This is a genomic window from Streptomyces xiamenensis, from assembly GCF_000993785.3.
GTDB lineage: Bacteria > Actinomycetota > Actinomycetes > Streptomycetales > Streptomycetaceae > Streptomyces > Streptomyces xiamenensis.
In genome coordinates this window covers 1,097,213-1,111,891 of the sequence record NZ_CP009922.3, presented here as the reverse complement: position 1 = coordinate 1,111,891, position 14,679 = coordinate 1,097,213, and the positions used below count along the sequence as shown (strand labels likewise).

12 protein-coding genes and 1 pseudogene are annotated in these 14,679 nt (G+C 70.8%); 8 read left to right on the top strand and 5 right to left on the bottom strand.

The annotated features are described in order from the left end of the window. Window positions 1-176 precede the first annotated feature (176 nt). The 4 genes from SXIM_RS27645 to SXIM_RS04965 all read left to right on the top strand — a co-directional run bounded on the left by SXIM_RS27645 (window position 177) and on the right by SXIM_RS04965 (window position 4,205). Window positions 177-890, top strand: coding sequence for a TraR/DksA family transcriptional regulator (locus SXIM_RS27645; protein ID WP_030734304.1), 714 nt, complete (start codon window positions 177-179; stop codon window positions 888-890). A 56-nt stretch (window positions 891-946) separates the two neighbouring features. Beyond that, the gene (lspA, locus tag SXIM_RS04975) at window positions 947-1,576 is read left to right on the top strand and encodes a signal peptidase II (protein ID WP_030734301.1); all 630 of its coding nucleotides are present in this window, start codon (window positions 947-949) and stop codon (window positions 1,574-1,576) included. Between the two features lie 24 nt (window positions 1,577-1,600). Further along, complete coding sequence (locus tag SXIM_RS04970) at window positions 1,601-2,542, top strand: RluA family pseudouridine synthase (protein ID WP_030734298.1); 942 nt, start codon at window positions 1,601-1,603, stop codon at window positions 2,540-2,542. A gap of 73 nt (window positions 2,543-2,615) precedes the next feature. Next, window positions 2,616-4,205: a Na+/H+ antiporter gene (locus SXIM_RS04965; RefSeq protein WP_030734295.1), complete on the top strand. Its 1,590-nt coding sequence runs from the start codon at window positions 2,616-2,618 to the stop codon at window positions 4,203-4,205. Window positions 4,206-4,251: 46 nt separating this feature from the next. On the opposite strand, the gene SXIM_RS04960 is transcribed toward SXIM_RS04965, so the two are convergent. Further along, window positions 4,252-5,319 carry a mechanosensitive ion channel family protein gene (locus SXIM_RS04960; protein ID WP_030734292.1) on the bottom strand — a complete coding sequence of 356 codons (1,068 nt, stop codon included), beginning with the start codon at window positions 5,317-5,319 and terminating at the stop codon, window positions 4,252-4,254. A gap of 124 nt (window positions 5,320-5,443) precedes the next feature. On the opposite strand from SXIM_RS04960, the gene SXIM_RS04955 reads away from it, so the two are divergent. Continuing rightward, window positions 5,444-6,019 carry a dienelactone hydrolase family protein gene (locus SXIM_RS04955; protein ID WP_030734290.1) on the top strand — a complete coding sequence of 192 codons (576 nt, stop codon included), beginning with the start codon at window positions 5,444-5,446 and terminating at the stop codon, window positions 6,017-6,019. 45 nt (window positions 6,020-6,064) lie between these two features. On the opposite strand, the gene SXIM_RS04950 is transcribed toward SXIM_RS04955, so the two are convergent. The 3 genes from SXIM_RS04950 to dnaE are packed head-to-tail and all read right to left on the bottom strand — an operon-like array spanning window position 6,065 to window position 11,284. Continuing rightward, entirely contained in the window at window positions 6,065-6,934 is an 870-nt protein-coding gene (locus SXIM_RS04950; RefSeq protein WP_030734287.1) for a thioredoxin domain-containing protein, read from the bottom strand. 47 nt (window positions 6,935-6,981) lie between these two features. Continuing rightward, window positions 6,982-7,674, bottom strand: a complete 693-nt coding sequence (locus SXIM_RS04945) for a hypothetical protein (protein ID WP_030734284.1) — start codon at window positions 7,672-7,674, stop codon at window positions 6,982-6,984. 58 nt (window positions 7,675-7,732) lie between these two features. Beyond that, the gene (gene dnaE, locus SXIM_RS04940) at window positions 7,733-11,284 is read right to left on the bottom strand and encodes a DNA polymerase III subunit alpha (protein ID WP_030734282.1); all 3,552 of its coding nucleotides are present in this window, start codon (window positions 11,282-11,284) and stop codon (window positions 7,733-7,735) included. 664 nt (window positions 11,285-11,948) lie between these two features. On the opposite strand from dnaE, the gene SXIM_RS04935 reads away from it, so the two are divergent. Next, window positions 11,949-12,182 (top strand): hypothetical protein, encoded by a 234-nt coding sequence (locus SXIM_RS04935; protein ID WP_046723052.1) that lies wholly within the window; start codon window positions 11,949-11,951, stop codon window positions 12,180-12,182. Between the two features lie 64 nt (window positions 12,183-12,246). On the opposite strand, the gene SXIM_RS27260 is transcribed toward SXIM_RS04935, so the two are convergent. Beyond that, complete coding sequence (locus tag SXIM_RS27260; RefSeq protein ID WP_158708048.1) at window positions 12,247-12,399, bottom strand: hypothetical protein; 153 nt, start codon at window positions 12,397-12,399, stop codon at window positions 12,247-12,249. Window positions 12,400-12,599: 200 nt separating this feature from the next. Between SXIM_RS27260 and SXIM_RS04930 the strand changes: the two genes are divergently transcribed. Both SXIM_RS04930 and SXIM_RS28685 read left to right on the top strand, forming a co-directional pair. Then, window positions 12,600-13,781, top strand: coding sequence for an NYN domain-containing protein (locus tag SXIM_RS04930; protein WP_030734274.1), 1,182 nt, complete (start codon window positions 12,600-12,602; stop codon window positions 13,779-13,781). Between the two features lie 64 nt (window positions 13,782-13,845). Beyond that, window positions 13,846-14,526: pseudogene (locus SXIM_RS28685) on the top strand (ABC transporter ATP-binding protein); the annotation flags it as partial. Between the last annotated feature and the right edge of the window lie 153 nt (window positions 14,527-14,679).

The window sequence follows — 14,679 nt, the reverse complement described above, 5'->3', positions numbered from 1 at the left end:
TTCGCTGCGCCCCAGTGTACGGGGCGTCGCGCAGGGGGAACGACCGGTTATCCGGGGGCCGGGCGGGGCACAACGCAGGAGGATCGGCGCGTCCCCGTTGCCGCTCACCCCGGGTCGATTTATCGTTCCGGTCACAATGCGCGAGCAAGATCACACTATGTGAAGGGGCCGCCGCGATGGTGGCGAGCGATACCGGCGATTCATCGGACGGCACTCCGGCCGAGTCCGGGAAGAAGACCACGGCCAAGACGACGAAGAGCACGCGGAAGCCGGCGAAGAAGGCGGCGAGGAAAAGCGTGCCGAAGGCGGCGGCGGAGGAGACGGCCCAGAGTGCCGCCCCCGCGAAGCGGACGGCCGCGAGCAGGCCGGCCAAGAAGTCCACGACGGACGAGACGGGAGTCAAGAAGGTGGCTGCGAAGAACACCACGACGGAGACGACGGAGACGACCGAGGACTCGGCCGCCGCGGTGCCCGCCGCCCGGGCCGCCGCCCCCGGGGAACTGCCGGTCCGGCCGGGCGAGGACCCCTGGACACCGCAGGAGGTCGCCGAGGCCCGCAGCGAGCTGACGGGCGAGGCGGACCGGCTGCGGACCGAGATCGCCGCGTCCGAGGACGCGCTGGCCGGGCTGATGCGTGACTCGGGCGACGGTGCCGGGGACGACGAGGCGGACACCGGCTCGAAGAACATCACCCGCGAGCACGAGCTGGCGCTCGCGGCCAACGCGCGCGAGATGCTCTACCAGACGGAGAAGGCGCTGGACCGGCTGGCGGCCGGCACGTACGGAACGTGCGAGGTGTGCGGCAAGCCGATCGGGAAGGCCAGGATGCAGGCGTTCCCCCGCGCGACGCTGTGCGTCGAGGACAAGCAGCGGCAGGAACGGCGGGTCTGACGGCGGGCGTGCCGGTCGTCGGGTGATCGGACCGGCCCGTGTCGTACCCTCAACGTGTGAGCGAGGCGGAGCGCACCATCGAGACACCCGAAGATTCCTCCCGTCGTCCGGAGCCGGACGAGCCCGTGGAGGAAACGGCACCCCAGGCGGAGGCGGCCGCGGACGCGGCGGACGAGCCCGGGGCCGGGCCCGCGGCGCCTCGGCGCCGCCGGGTCGGCGTGCTGGCGGTGGTGGCGGCGTTCGCCTTCGTGCTGGACCTCGTCACCAAGATCGCCGCGGTGGAGTGGCTGGAGCACCAGCGCTCCATCGACATCATCGGCGACTGGCTGCGCTTCTCGGTGATCCGCAACGGCGGGGCCGCCTTCGGCTTCGGCGAGGCGCTGACCGTCTTCCTGACGGCCGTGGCCGCCATCGTGGTGGTGGTGATCATCCGGCTGGCCCGCAAGCTCTACAGCACACCGTGGGCGATCGCGCTGGGGCTGCTGCTGGGCGGGGCGTTCGGCAACCTCACCGACCGGCTCTTCCGGGCCCCGGGGGTCTTCGAGGGCCACGTCGTGGACTTCATCTCCGTCCAGCACTTCTCCGTGTTCAACCTGGCCGACTCGGCGATCGTCTGCGGTGGCATCCTCATCGTCATCCTCTCCTTCCGGGGCCTTGACCCGGACGGCACCGTGCACAAGGACTGACCGGCCTCGGGCATACTCGTTCGGGTGAGCGCGCATCCCGAGACCCGGACCCTTCCCGTACCCGACGGCCTGGAAGGGGAGCGGGTCGACGCCGCCCTCGCCCGGATGCTCGGCTTCTCCCGCACCAAGGCGGCCGAGCTGGCCACCGAGGGCAAGGTGCGGCTGGACGGCGCCGAGGTCGGCAAATCCGAGCGGGTGACCGGCGGCTCCTGGATCGAGGTCGAGATTCCCCCGCCGCCGGGCGCGGTGACCGTGGTGGCCGAGCCGGTCGAGGGCATGGAGATCGTGCACGACGACGACGAACTGGTCGTGGTCGACAAGCCGGTGGGGGTCGCCGCCCACCCCAGCCCCGGCTGGACCGGACCCACCGTGATCGGCGGCCTCGCCGCGGCCGGCTACCGCATCGCCACCTCCGGCGCGGCCGAACGGCAGGGCATCGTCCACCGGCTGGACGTGGGCACCTCGGGACTGATGGTCGTCGCCAAGTCCGAGCGCGCCTACTCGGTGCTCAAGCAGCAGTTCCGCGAGCGCACGGTCGACAAGCGCTACCAGGCCCTCGTCCAGGGCCACCCCGACCCGCTCAGCGGCACCATCGACGCGCCCATCGGGCGCCACCCCCAGCACGACTACAAGTGGGCGGTCACCGCCGAGGGCAAGCCCTCGGTCACGCACTACGACCTGATCGAGGCGTTCCGGGCGGCGAGCCTGCTCGACATCAAGCTGGAGACGGGCCGCACCCACCAGATCCGGGTGCACATGTCCGCGCACCGGCACCCCTGCGTCGGGGACCTGACGTACGGCGCCGACCCGACGCTCGCCAAGCGGCTGGGGCTCACCCGGCAGTGGCTGCACGCCGTGCGGCTCGGGTTCACCCACCCCGGCGACGGACAGTGGGCGGAGTTCGCCAGCCCCTACCCGGAGGACCTCCAGCGGGCCCTGGACCGCGTGCGGTCCGAGAGCGCCTGATCGCCTGACGGCGCCGGGGGCCTTGTCCGGACGTTTGCCCCGAACGCACAGGGGTCCCTTTAGGATCAACTGAATGGACCAGCTCACGCTGCTGTTCGCCCTGCTGCTCGGTGCCGTGGTCACCGTGCCGCTGGGCGACCGGATCTCCCTGCCCGCGCCCGTGCTGATGACCCTGTTCGGCGGTGCGCTGGCCCTGCTGCCGTTCGTACCGAACGTCGAGATCGCCCCCGAGCTGATCCTGCCCCTGGTGCTGCCACCGCTGCTCTACGCGGCCGTCCAGCGCACGTCCTGGCGGCAGTTCACCGCCAACCTGCGGCCCATCCTGCTGCTGGCGGTGGCCCTGGTCTTCGTCACCACCGCCGCCGTCGCCGCGGTGGCGCACGCGATCGTCCCGGGCCTGCCGCTGGCCGGCGCCGTGGCGCTGGGCGCGCTCGTCGCACCCCCCGACCCGATCGCCGCCACCGCCGTGGCCGGACGGATCGGACTGCCCCGCCGGATGGTGTCCATCCTGGAGGGCGAGGGCCTGTTCAACGACGTCACCGCCATCACCCTGTACCACGTGGCCATCGCCGCGACCGTCACCGGCACCTTCTCGGTGGGCTCGGCGGGCGCCGAACTGCTGCTGTCGGCGGCGGTGGCGATCGTGGTCGGCGTCGTGCTGGGCTGGGCGACGGTCAAGGTCCTCGCCCTGCTGGGCGACGCGACCCTGCGCACCGGGATGACGCTGCTGGTGCCCTTCGCCGCCTACGTGATCGCCGAGCAGACCCACGGCTCCGGGGTGCTCGCCGTCCTCGTCACCGCCATTTTCCTGAGCGAGGGCTCCGCGGACGCCGACGACGTCGCCGGGCGGATGACCGGACAGGCGTTCTGGTCGATCATCGACACCCTGGTCACCGGTGTCGCCTTCGGACTGATCGGCCTGGAACTGCACACCGTGCTCGGCACCGCCACCGACCGCTGGCGGGAGATGCTGCCGGCCGCCGGACTCGTCCTCGCCGTGGTGATCCTCGTCCGGCTGCTGTGGCTGCTGCCCGCCTCCTGGCTCACCCAGCGGCTGCACCGGCGCACCGACTACGCCGAGGAGATCCCGGTCAGCCCGCGCGAGACCCTGGTGATGTGGTGGTCGGGGATGCGCGGGGTGGCCTCGGTGGCCCTGGCCCTGGCCATCCCGCTGTCCACCGACACCGGCGCCGACTTCCCCGAGCGCGACGCCCTCGTCTTCGTCGCCTTCGTGGTGGTCCTCGGCACGCTGCTGCTCCAGGGACTGACGCTGCCCTGGCTCGCCGGGAAGCTGGGAGTGCGCGCGGACAGCGGCGTCGAGGAGGAACTGGAGCACCAGCTGGCGATGCGGGCGGCCAAGGCCGCCAAGCGGCGGCTGCGGGAGATCGAGGAGGCGGAGGGCGAGGACCTGCCCGAGGAGGTCTCGGAGATCCTGCTGCGCCGCGCGTACGACATCGGGGTGCGGATCTCGCCGCGGATCGCGGACGACGAGCGGCGCGACGCCTTCCACAAGCGGGCCGGCTATCTCAAGCACGTGCACCGGCTCAACGCCGAACTGCTGTCGGCGGCCCGGCACGAGGTGCTCGCCGCACGCAGCGAGCCGGGTTCCGACCCGGAGGTGGTCGACCGGGTGCTGCGTCAGCTGGACCAGCGCAGTCTGTAGACCGGTACGGGCCCGGCCCCGGAGTCCCGGCGCGGGGGAGCGGATCTCAGGGGGAGGGGTGGTCCTCGGTGCCGGAGGGGGATATCGCCGCGGGGGAGTGCGCCACCCTGGGCAGGGCGTGCGGGTGGTGGTCCCGCAGCCAGGCGATCAGCTCCTCGCGGACCGCGCAGCGCAGCGTCCAGGCGTCCCCGGAGTCCTTGGCCGACATCGCCGCACGGACCTGGATCGTGGTCGGCGTGCTGTCGGTCACCACCAGGCTCCACACCCGGCCGTCCCAGTCCGCGCGGCCCAGCAGGAACTCCTGGAGCCGCTTGCGCAGCGCCGGGATCGGGGTGGCGTGGTCCAGGTGCAGATACACCGTCGCGGTGATCTCGTGGCCGCCGCGCGACCAGTTCTCGTAGGGGCGGCTGTTGAAGTACGACACCGGCATCGTCAGCCGGCGGTCGTCCCAGATGCGGATGGTGAGGAAGGCCAGCGACAGTTCCTCGACGGTGCCCCACTCGCCGTCCACCACGACCGTGTCGCCGATCTTCACCGACTCGCCGAAGGCGATCTGCAGGCCGGCGAACAGGTTGCCGAGCATCGACTGGGCCGCCACACCGGCGATCACGCCGATCACACCGGCCGAGGCCAGCATCGAGGTGCCCAGCGCCCGCAGATCCGGGAAGACCAGCAGTATCGCCACCGCCGACGCCACGATCGCCAGGATGGTGGTGACCACCCGGCGCAGCATCGTCAGCTGGGTGCGGAACTGCCGGACCCGGGCCAGGTCCTCCGTCCTGGCCTCGTACCGGGCCAGGGTGTTCTCGGCGACCGCGTCGGCCGCGCGGATCGCCAGCCAGGCGGCGGAGGCGATGGTGAGGGTGGCCAGGATCTTGGGCACCACGTCGCCCTTGCCCAGCGACAGCTCCCACACCGCGTAGCTGATCTGCACGGCGCCCGAGGCGAGCAGCACCTGCAGCGGCGGCTGGCAGCTGCGCAGCAGGGACCACAGCCGGGTCTCGGGGTGGCGGGCGTCGGCGGCGCGCAGCGCGCGGTCGATCAGCCAGCCCATGAGCAGGGTGAGGGCGACGGTGCCACCGATCACCAGCAGTGGCCGCAGCACATCATCCATCGGTGGTTCAGTCCTCCGTCGTCGTGGTCCCCTGCGGGCCTGTATGCCGCGCGCTCACCCGGCCAGGCTACTGGCAGGATGAGGGCGCAGAGCAAGAGTGCCCCCTCCGGAAAGCGATCCCACCATGGCCGACGTTGTGCTGTTCCACTCCGCGTACGGGCTGCGGCCCGCCGTGCACACGGCGGCGGAGCGGCTGCGGGCCGCCGGGCACCAGGTGCACGTGCCCGACCTCTACGACGGGCGGACCGCCGGGACCGTGGAGGAGGGGATGGAGATCAAGGACGACATCGGCACGGACGAACTGCTGCGCCGTGCCGTCGCCGCCGCCGCCCCGTACTCGGACAAGGGCCTGGTGTACGCGGGCTTCTCGCTGGGTGCCTCGCTGGCGCAGACGCTGGCGCTGGGGGATGTGAAGGCGCGCGGGCTGCTGCTGCTCCACGGGACGGGGGACATCGCCGATGACGCGTCCTCGCCCGGGCTGCCCGTGCAACTGCACGTGGCCGACCCGGACCCGTTCGAGCCGCACGACTGGCAGACCGCCTGGTACCTGCGGATCGGGCGGGCCGGCGCGGACGCGGAGGTCTTCCCCTACGCGGGTGCGGGGCACCTGTACACCGACCCGGAGCTGCCGGACTACGACGCGGAGGCGGCGGAGGCCACCTGGCGCGTCGCGCTGGCGTTCCTCGACGAGGTGGGGTGACCCCCGGCCCCCACGGTGTGGGGGCCGGGGGCCGGCCCGGGTGCCTCAGCCCTGGGAGGCGGCGGCCAGGGCCGCGTCCAGGCTCTCGGGGGTGTACGGGGTCTCGATGAGCTGCCCGTTGATCTTGACGGCCGGGGTTCCCTCGACCTCGGGGTCGGCGTTGAACTTGTCCCCCATCTGAACGGCCCACGTGGCGTAGGTGCTGTTCGTGATGGCGTCCTGGAAGTCCTGGTTGTCCTTGAGCTCCGGGACGGTGTCGCCGATCTCGATCAGGTACTCGTCGGTGAACCCGTCCGTGCGCTCGTTGGGGTGCCAGTCGGCCGAGTAGAGGGCCTCGTGGAATCCGAGGAAGGCCTCGGGGCTGACGTTGAGGGCAGCGCCGAGGGCGGAGACGGCGTTCTTGGAGCCGTCGCCGGGGAAGTTGTTGTCCAGGAAGGTGCCGAAGACGAACTCGACCTTGTAGCTGCCGTCCTCGATGCCCTGCTTGAACGTCTCGCCCATCGTCTGTTCGAAGGTGGCGCAGACCGGGCAGCGCGGGTCCTCGTACAGGGTGACGGTGTTGGCGGCGTCCGGGTCGCCGACCTGGACGGTGAGGCTGTCGTCACCGGAGGTGTTGGCCGGGGCCTCGGTCGGGTAGTTGGCCGCGTTCTCGGCGTCGGCGTCGGTGTCGTCGGTGGCGGGGGCGCCGTTGTCGACGATGTCGCGCGCGGCGCTCCAGTCGGTGCTGTCACCGCCACCGCCGCTGTTGTTGGCGATGGCGAAACCTATGCCGCCGGCTATCGCCAGGATGGCGAGGACCGAGCCGCCGACGGTCAGCTGCCGGCGGATCTTGTCGCGCTTCGCCTGCTTGTCGCGTTCCGCCTTCAGGCGTTCGCGGGCCTCGCGCTTGGCTTCCTGGGAGTTGCGCTTGCTCATGATCGGGTTCTCCGTGAGGTGTGGGGTTCCGGTGCTGCGTGGAGCGGTCAGGCCGCGAGGGCCGGGCCGCGCGGCGGACCGCGCAGGGACACGGAGTGGGTGAGCAGCGCGCCGGCGCCCAGCGGGCGGGGCCGCAGAGCGGCGTACCGTACGGGCCCGCGGCCGGCCGTGGCGGCGGCCCGGTGGACCGCGACGGCGATCAGCAGCGGCCGGAAGGTGGCGGCCACGGCGGCGTGCAGCAGCCGGGCCAGCGCGGCCTCGCCGCAGCGCAGCCAGGCCGCGGCGGCGAGCCCCACCGTGAGGTGGGCGCCGAGCAGCAGCCAGGGCAGCGCCGGGTGGACGGGGGTGGCCAGCGGGGTCTGCTCACCGGTGGCGAGCCGGGCCAGGGGCGTACCGACGTCGCCGCCCGCGCAGAACAGGTTCAGGCCCATGAAGTGCAGCGGGCGGACCAGGCCGCCCGCTCCGGTGCCGTAGCAGGCGGTCTGGCCGGCGGTGAAGATCGTGTCCGCGGCGAGCTGGAGGGGCAGCAGGAGTCCGGCGATGTGCCAGAAGCGGCGCTCGCCGGTCCCGGCGAGCACGTACGCCACGGCGAAGATCACCACGGTGACGGCGGCCACGGTGGGGACCGGCAGCGGCGTACCGGACAGCAGGACGTGCGCGGCGGACGCCAGCGCGACGCACAGCGCGCTGAAGACGGCCGCGCGCGCCGTGCGTATGCCGGGTCCGCTGACTATGCCCATCGAGCCGAGTGTGCCACGGGTGGGCCCGTGGCCGGTATGGGGGTGACGGAGGTGACCGTCACAACGCGATACCGGCCCAGGCGGAGGGACCGAATCCGCCCTTGATGTCCGAGGCGATGTTGTCCGGGTTCACCAGGAAGCCGAGCTCGAAGATCGTCGTCTTCTGCCGGCCCTCGACCTTGAGGCGGACCGGGGAGTCCCCGGGGTGGGCCTTGAGGGTGCGCTTGAGCTCACGGACGGCGCGGCCGTTGATCCGGTGCTCGGGGAGGACGAGCAGGACCGGGGGCTTGCCGCCGTGCTCGGCCGAGGAGATGTCCAGGGCGGTGATCTCCTGGCCGAAGATGCTGATGGCCCCGTCGCGCTCGTTGATGCGGCCGCGGACCGAGAGCACGTTGTCGTCGATCAGCTCGTGCTGGACGAGGGCGTACGACTTGGGGAAGAACAGCACCTCGCAGCTGGCGTCCCGGTCGGCGATGGTGACGATGGCCCACGGGTCGCCCTGCTTGTTGAGGCGGCGGTCGATGCCGGTGATCAGTCCGGCGATCTTGGTCTCGCCCTCGGTGCGGCCGGAGGCGAGCAGCTCGGCGATGGAGGTGTCGCGGCTGCGGGCCAGGATGTGCTCGGCGCCGTCCAGGGGGTGCGAGGAGACGTACAGGCCGAGCATCTCGCGTTCGAGGGAGAGCTTGGCCTTGCGGTTCCACTCCTGCTCGCTGACCTCGAAGTCCAGACCGATGGTCGGGATGTCGTCGCCGGTGTCGATGGAGCCGAAGAGGTCGTCCTGGCCGATGGCCTGCTGCTTCTTGACGGGGATGACGGCGTCCACGGCGGTCTCGTGGATGTCGCACAGGCCCTTGCGGGTGTGGCCCAGGGAGTCGAAGGAGCCGGCCTTGATGAGGGAGTCGATGGTGCGCTTGTTGCACACCACGATCTCGGACTTGTCGAGGAAGTCGGCGAAGGAGGTGTACTTGCCCTTGGACTTGCGGGTGCTCACCAGGGATTCGATGACGTTGGCGCCGACGTTGCGGATGGACTGGAGGCCGAAGCGGACGTCCTCGCCGATGGCGGAGAAGTCGGCGACGGACTCGTTGACGTCGGGGGAGAGGATCTTGATGCCCAGGCGGCGGCACTCCGCCAGGTAGATGGCGGTCTTGTCCTTGTCGTTGTCGACGGAGGTGAGCAGGGCCGCCATGTACTCGGCGGGGAAGTTGGCCTTCAGGTAGGCGGTCCAGTAGGCGACCATGCCGTACGCGACGGTGTGCGACTTGTTGAACGCGTACCCGGAGAAGGGGACCAGCACGTCCCACACGGCCTGGATGGCCTCGTCGGAGTAGCCGCGCTCGCGGCAGCCCTTCTGGAAGGGGATGAACTCCTTGGCGAGGACCTCGGGCTTCTTCTTGCCCATGGCGCGGCGCAGCAGGTCGGCCTGGCCCAGGCTGTAGCCGGCCAGGATCTGGGCGGCCTTCTGCACCTGCTCCTGGTAGACGATGAGGCCGTAGGTCGGGTCGAGGATCTCCTGGAGCGGCTTCTCCAGCTCCGGGTGGATCGGGGTGATCTCCTGGCGGCCGATCTTGCGCAGCGCGTAGTTGGTGTGCGAGTCGACGCCCATCGGGCCGGGGCGGTAGAGCGCGAGGACGGCGGAGATGTCGTCGAAGCGGTCGGGCTGCATCAGGCGCAGCAGGGAGCGCATGGCCGTGCCGTCGAGCTGGAAGACGCCCAGGGTGTCGCCGCGGGCGAGGAGTTCGTAGGTGGGCTTGTCGTCCAGTTCGATGGTGCTGGTGTCGACGTCGATGCCGCGGTTCTCTTTGATGATCTTGATGGCGTGATCGATGATGCCCAGGTTCCGCAGACCCAGGAAGTCCATCTTGATCAGGCCCATCTCCTCGCAGTCGGGATACGAGAAGCCGGTGATGATGGTGCCGTCGCGGTCCCGCTTGTGCATCGGGATGAGGTCGAGGAGCGGGGTGCGGGAGAGGATGACGGCGGCGGCGTGCACGCCCGTGCCGCGGGTGAGGCCCTCGATGCCGCGCGCGGTGTCGATGATCTTCTTGACGTCGGGCTCGTTCTCGTACATCGAGCGGATCTCGGCGGCCTCGGAGTACCGGGGGTGTTCCGGGTCGAAGATGCCGGACAGCGGGATGCCCTTGCCCATGACGTCCGGCGGCATCGCCTTGGTGATGCGGTCGCCCATGGAGAAGGGGAAGCCGAGGATGCGGTTGGCGTCCTTGACGGCCGCCTTCGCCTTGATGGTGCCGAAGGTGTTGACCTGGGCGGTGTACGCCTCGCCGTACTTGTCGGTGAGGTAGCGCACCATGACGTCGCGCTGGCGGTCGTCGAAGTCGAGGTCGACATCCGGGGGGTTGATGCGCTCGGGGTTGAGGAACCGCTCGAAGAGCAGGCCGTGCTTGAGCGGGTCGACGTCGGTGATGCGGGTCAGGTACGCGACGAGGGAGCCGGCCGCCGAGCCTCGTCCCGGGCCGACGGGGACGCCGTTGTCGCGGCCGTACTTGCAGATGTCGGAGACCACGAGGAAGTAGGAGTCGAAGCCCATCGGGGTGATGACCGACAGCTCGGTCTCCAGGCGCTCCAGCACCTCGGGCTCGGGGTTGTCGCCGTAGCGCTCCTTGATGCCGCGCTCGCACTCCTTGCGCAGCCAGCTGGCCTGGGTCTCGCCCGCGGGGACGTCGAACTGCGGCATCTGGTCCTCGTAGGCGAACACCTCCTTGTACGACTCGACGCGCTCGGCGATCAGCAGCGTGTTGTCGCAGGCCTCGGGGAGTTCGGAGAACAGCTGCCGCATCTCGGCGGAGGTCTTGATGTAGTAGCCGGTGCCGTTGAACTTGAAGCGGTTGGTGTCCGCCTTGTTCTTGCCCACGCCCACGCACAGCAGGCTGTCGTGGTCGTCCGCCTGGTCCTCGGTGACGTAGTGCGAGTCGTTGGTGGCCAGCAGCGGGATGTTCAGCTGCTTGGCGATGCGCAGCAGGTCCTCGCGAACGCTGCGCTCGATGTCCAGGCCGTGGTCCATCAGTTCCAGGAAGTAGTTCTCTTTCCCGAAGATGTCCTGGTACGTGGCGGCGGCCTTGACGGCCTCGTCGTACTGGCCGAGCCGGAGCCGGGTCTGCACCTCGCCGGAGGGGCAGCCGGTGGTGGCGATGATGCCGGTGGCGTGCTGGGAGATCAGCTCGCGGTCCATGCGGGGCTTCATGTAGTAGCCCTCGAAGGAGGCGAGGGAGGAGAGCCGGAAGAGGTTGCGCAGCCCCTGGGCGTTCTGCGCCCACATGGTCATGTGGGTGTAGCGGCCACCGCCGGAGACGTCCTTGCCGCCCTCGCCGCTGGCGTCCTGGCCGCGTCCGCTGCCGCCCCAGAAGACCTGCTTCTTGTGGAAGCGGGACTCGGGCGCGACGTACGCCTCGATGCCGATGATCGGCTTGACGCCGGTCTTGCTCGCGGTGCTGAAGAATTCGTAGGCCCCGAACATGTTGCCGTGGTCGCTCATCGCGACGGCGGGCATCCCCTGGCGTTCGACTTCGGCGAACAGCTTGCCGTTCTTCGCGGCCCCGTCGAGCATCGAGTACTCGGTGTGAACATGCAGGTGAACGAAGTTGTCGGCCACGGTGGTAGGGACTCCTCGCGGGGTGGGGCTCAGGGGGGTGTGGGGGTTCCCCACCCTAACGCGATGAGGCCGGTGGGCCGGTGGGTGACGTGGGTGAAGGTGTGCGGGAAATCCGGTCCCTGTGAGGGGGTGGGCCCGGGAGCGGGTCTATTCCGTGGGGCTCGTCGTCGACCAGGATGTCGAACTCGGCGTTGTCCCCCCTCGGCCGAGGTCGTGGTGATGGTCACGCCGTAGGTCCGGCCGCCCGCCGTCAGCCCGCGGCGGATGCTCGCCCCGACCTGCGCAGGTGAGGTCCTCGGCGCAGGTGAGGTCGTCGGGGGCCTGGCCGACCCGCCCCTCCAGCGCTGCGGACGCCTGCTCGGCCGCCTCGTCGGGGACAGACGCGGGTCGCCCGCGCTCCGGTTCGACGGCGGCATGAAGCGAGATGATGTTGAGATTTTCGCGCCGGTGTCGCTCCCGGGAGGTCGCCTGCGCGCGGCGGCGTTCAGCGGGCGGCAGCCGGGGCGTGCGTGGCGTCGTGAGAAGGATGTTCCGGTCTTGATCGGATCATGAGATCGCCTTTACCGGAAAAGGAAACTGCTTTGCCCGAATGAGTAATTGACGGCGTTACCTTCGATGTGGAGTGAATGGCCCGCTTGAGGGGTGGAATGCCGTGGAAGCCAGAATGATTGAGAAGGCCGTATTTCTCCTGCGTGAGGCGCATGTCTCGCGTGGTGCGGTGATACGGGCGCTGGCCGAGTATTTCCCGGGGACCGCGTTCGACGATCGCACGCGGTGTGTGTACGAGGCGTGGGACCAGGTGCATCAGGGTGCACCGGCGCTCCCTTCCGTTCCCTCGGAGCTGTCCCAGGCACGCACGTTCGCGGCGGCGCACGAACGGCACGGATTCTCCGACTGAGCGGCGACGGAATCGCGCACACGGCGAGGGCGCACCCCGGCGGGGGTGCGCCCTCGTGCTGTGGTCAGTTGTGGCCGAAGCGGCGGGGTTTGCCGGAGGGGGACTCGGACTGCTCGCGTATCTGCTGCTGCTCACGTTCGTTCATGCGGCGTTCGTCGTCGCCGGAGCGTCCGCTTCTGGGCTGCTGCTGATCGCGGCCGCGTTTCTTCTTGCTCATGATCGCCTCCAGGCTGCGGGAATCAGTGGGCGCGATCAGATTCGCATGATCGTACAGACTTCGCATTTCGGGCAGGTTGCGCGATGTCTCCTGTATGACCGGTTCCGGTCCGACTCGCCACGCCGATGATCGAGTTCAGGCTGATAACGGTGACGCGGTCGGGCAGACTCCAGAAAACGGCTCGGTGAAAGAGGTGCCACGTGGACCGCTGCGTCGTCCTGGTCGATGCCGGATATCTGCTCGGGGCCGCCGCGAGCCTCCTGGCGGGTGAACCCTCCCGCCCCCGCATCAGCGTGGACCACACCGCCCTCATCCAAGGGCTGCGGGAGGGCGCGGAGGCGGACACCGGCTGCGATCTGCTGCGCATCTACTGGTTCGACGGCGCCCCGGACCGGGTCCCGCAGCCCGAACACCGGCGACTTCGCGTCATGCCCCGTGTCACCGTAAGGCTGGGCGCCCTCACCCGCAGCGACGGACGGTGGGCGCAGAAGGGCGTGGACGCCGCCATGCACGCCGAACTCACCGAACTGGCGCGGAACCGGGCCTGCGCCGACATCGTGCTCATCACGGGTGACGGCGATCTGCTCCCGGGCCTGGTGTCCGCCAAGGAACACGGGGTCGCCGTGCACCTGTGGGCGGTCCAGGCCGCCGACGGCGACTACAACCAGTCCGAGGACCTCGTCGCCGAGGCGGACGAACGACGGGTGCTCGACCGGGCCTGGATCACCAGGGCCATCCGGGTGAAGGAGGCCCAGCCGCAGCCGAGGCCCGAGATCGCCGCGATCCTCTCCGCCCCGCCCGCCCAGGCCAAGAACGGCGAACAGGTCCGGGCCACCACCGCCGCCGTCAGCACCGAGCCGTGCCCCACCGCCACCGAGACCGAGCCGGTGGGAAAAGTGCCCACCCCCAAGGACCTCGCCTCGCTGGGCCGCCCCGCGCAGGCACCCCCGACCTCCGCCACGCTGCGCTGGTCCTCCGACCGCGGATGGGTGGAGCGCGGCCCCGAGGAGTCGCCGGAGACGGCGGCGCTGCCGATGCTGTCGCACCTGACGACCGCCGAGCAGCGCTGGGCCGACCGGGAGGAGGACATCACGGCGGTCAGCGGTGACCCCTTCGAGGTCGGCCAGGTCTTCGCCCGCCGCTGGGCGGAACGGCTCGGCGGCACCAAACCGTTCGTACAGCTGTCGGCCCTGTCCGCCGACTACCCGCGCATCCCGCACCGCATCGACGGCGAGCTGCTGCGCTACGCGGCCCGCTTCGGACTGCTGGCGCACAAGGACGACCAGATCGACGAACGGGACCGGTACGCGATCCGGGCCGGGTTCTGGCGGGAGATCGACGAACGGACGGACACGGTCCGCACCGCGGGCCCCGAATCCTGAGGCCCGTCCCCCAAGAAGGCCCCGGGTCCCCGGCGACGGCGGGCGCCACGTAGGGTCAGGGGCTGTGGGCCCCATTACCGCATGGGTCGGGCGGTCGAAGTCCGGCGTTCAGCAGACAGCGGCGGACAGCGGTGATGCTGTGACCGCGCTGACCGTGCGCGGGCTCGTCAAGACCTACCCGGCGCCGCGCGGTTGGCGGCGTTCCCGGGGCGCCCCTGTGGTGGCCAGCGACGGCGTGGACCTCGACGTCACGGCCGGAGAGATCTTCGGCCTGCTGGGGCCCAACGGGGCCGGCAAGACCACCCTCGTACGACAGCTCACCGGGCTCCTGCGACCCGACGCCGGGAGTATCGAACTGCTGGGGCACGACCTGGTGCGGCACCCGCGGCGCGCCGCCCGGCTGCTGGCGTACCTGGGGCAGGAATCCAGCGCGCTGGACGAACTGACCGTGGCGCTGGCCGCCGAGACCACCGCACGGCTGCGCGGGCTGGACGCCGCGGCGGCGCGGCGGGAACGGGACGCCGTCATCGAGGAGCTGGGCCTGGGGCCCCTCGCCGGGCGGCCGCTCAAGAAGCTCTCCGGCGGGCAGCGCCGGCTGGCCTGCGTGGCCACCGCCCTGGTGGCCGGCCGCCCCGTCCTCGTCCTGGACGAGCCCACCACGGGCATGGACCCCGTCGCCCGGCGCGCGGTGTGGGCCGCCATCGACCGGCGGCGCGCGGAGTACGGGACCACCGTGGTCCTGGTGACCCACAACGTGATCGAGGCGGAGACCGTGCTCGACCGGGTCGCCGTCCTCGATGCGGGCCGGGTCATCGCCTGCGACACCCCCGGCGGGCTGAAGGCCCTGGTGGGGGACGAGGTGCGGCTGGACCTGGTGTGGCGCGACGAGCCGCCGCTG

Bases quoted from the DNA above. Each gene is read 5' to 3' on its own strand.
- SXIM_RS04935 (WP_046723052.1), top strand. From the start codon at position 11,949: ATGATTGAGAAGGCCGTATTTCTCCTGCGTGAGGCGCATGTCTCGCGT.
- SXIM_RS27645 (WP_030734304.1), top strand. From the start codon at position 177: ATGGTGGCGAGCGATACCGGCGATTCATCGGACGGCACTCCGGCCGAG.
- SXIM_RS04965 (WP_030734295.1), top strand. From the start codon at position 2,616: ATGGACCAGCTCACGCTGCTGTTCGCCCTGCTGCTCGGTGCCGTGGTC.
- SXIM_RS04945 (WP_030734284.1), bottom strand. From the start codon at position 7,674: ATGGGCATAGTCAGCGGACCCGGCATACGCACGGCGCGCGCGGCCGTC.
- SXIM_RS04960 (WP_030734292.1), bottom strand. From the start codon at position 5,319: ATGGATGATGTGCTGCGGCCACTGCTGGTGATCGGTGGCACCGTCGCC.
- SXIM_RS27260 (WP_158708048.1), bottom strand. From the start codon at position 12,399: ATGAGCAAGAAGAAACGCGGCCGCGATCAGCAGCAGCCCAGAAGCGGA.
- SXIM_RS04950 (WP_030734287.1), bottom strand. From the start codon at position 6,934: ATGAGCAAGCGCAACTCCCAGGAAGCCAAGCGCGAGGCCCGCGAACGC.
- SXIM_RS04955 (WP_030734290.1), top strand. From the start codon at position 5,444: ATGGCCGACGTTGTGCTGTTCCACTCCGCGTACGGGCTGCGGCCCGCC.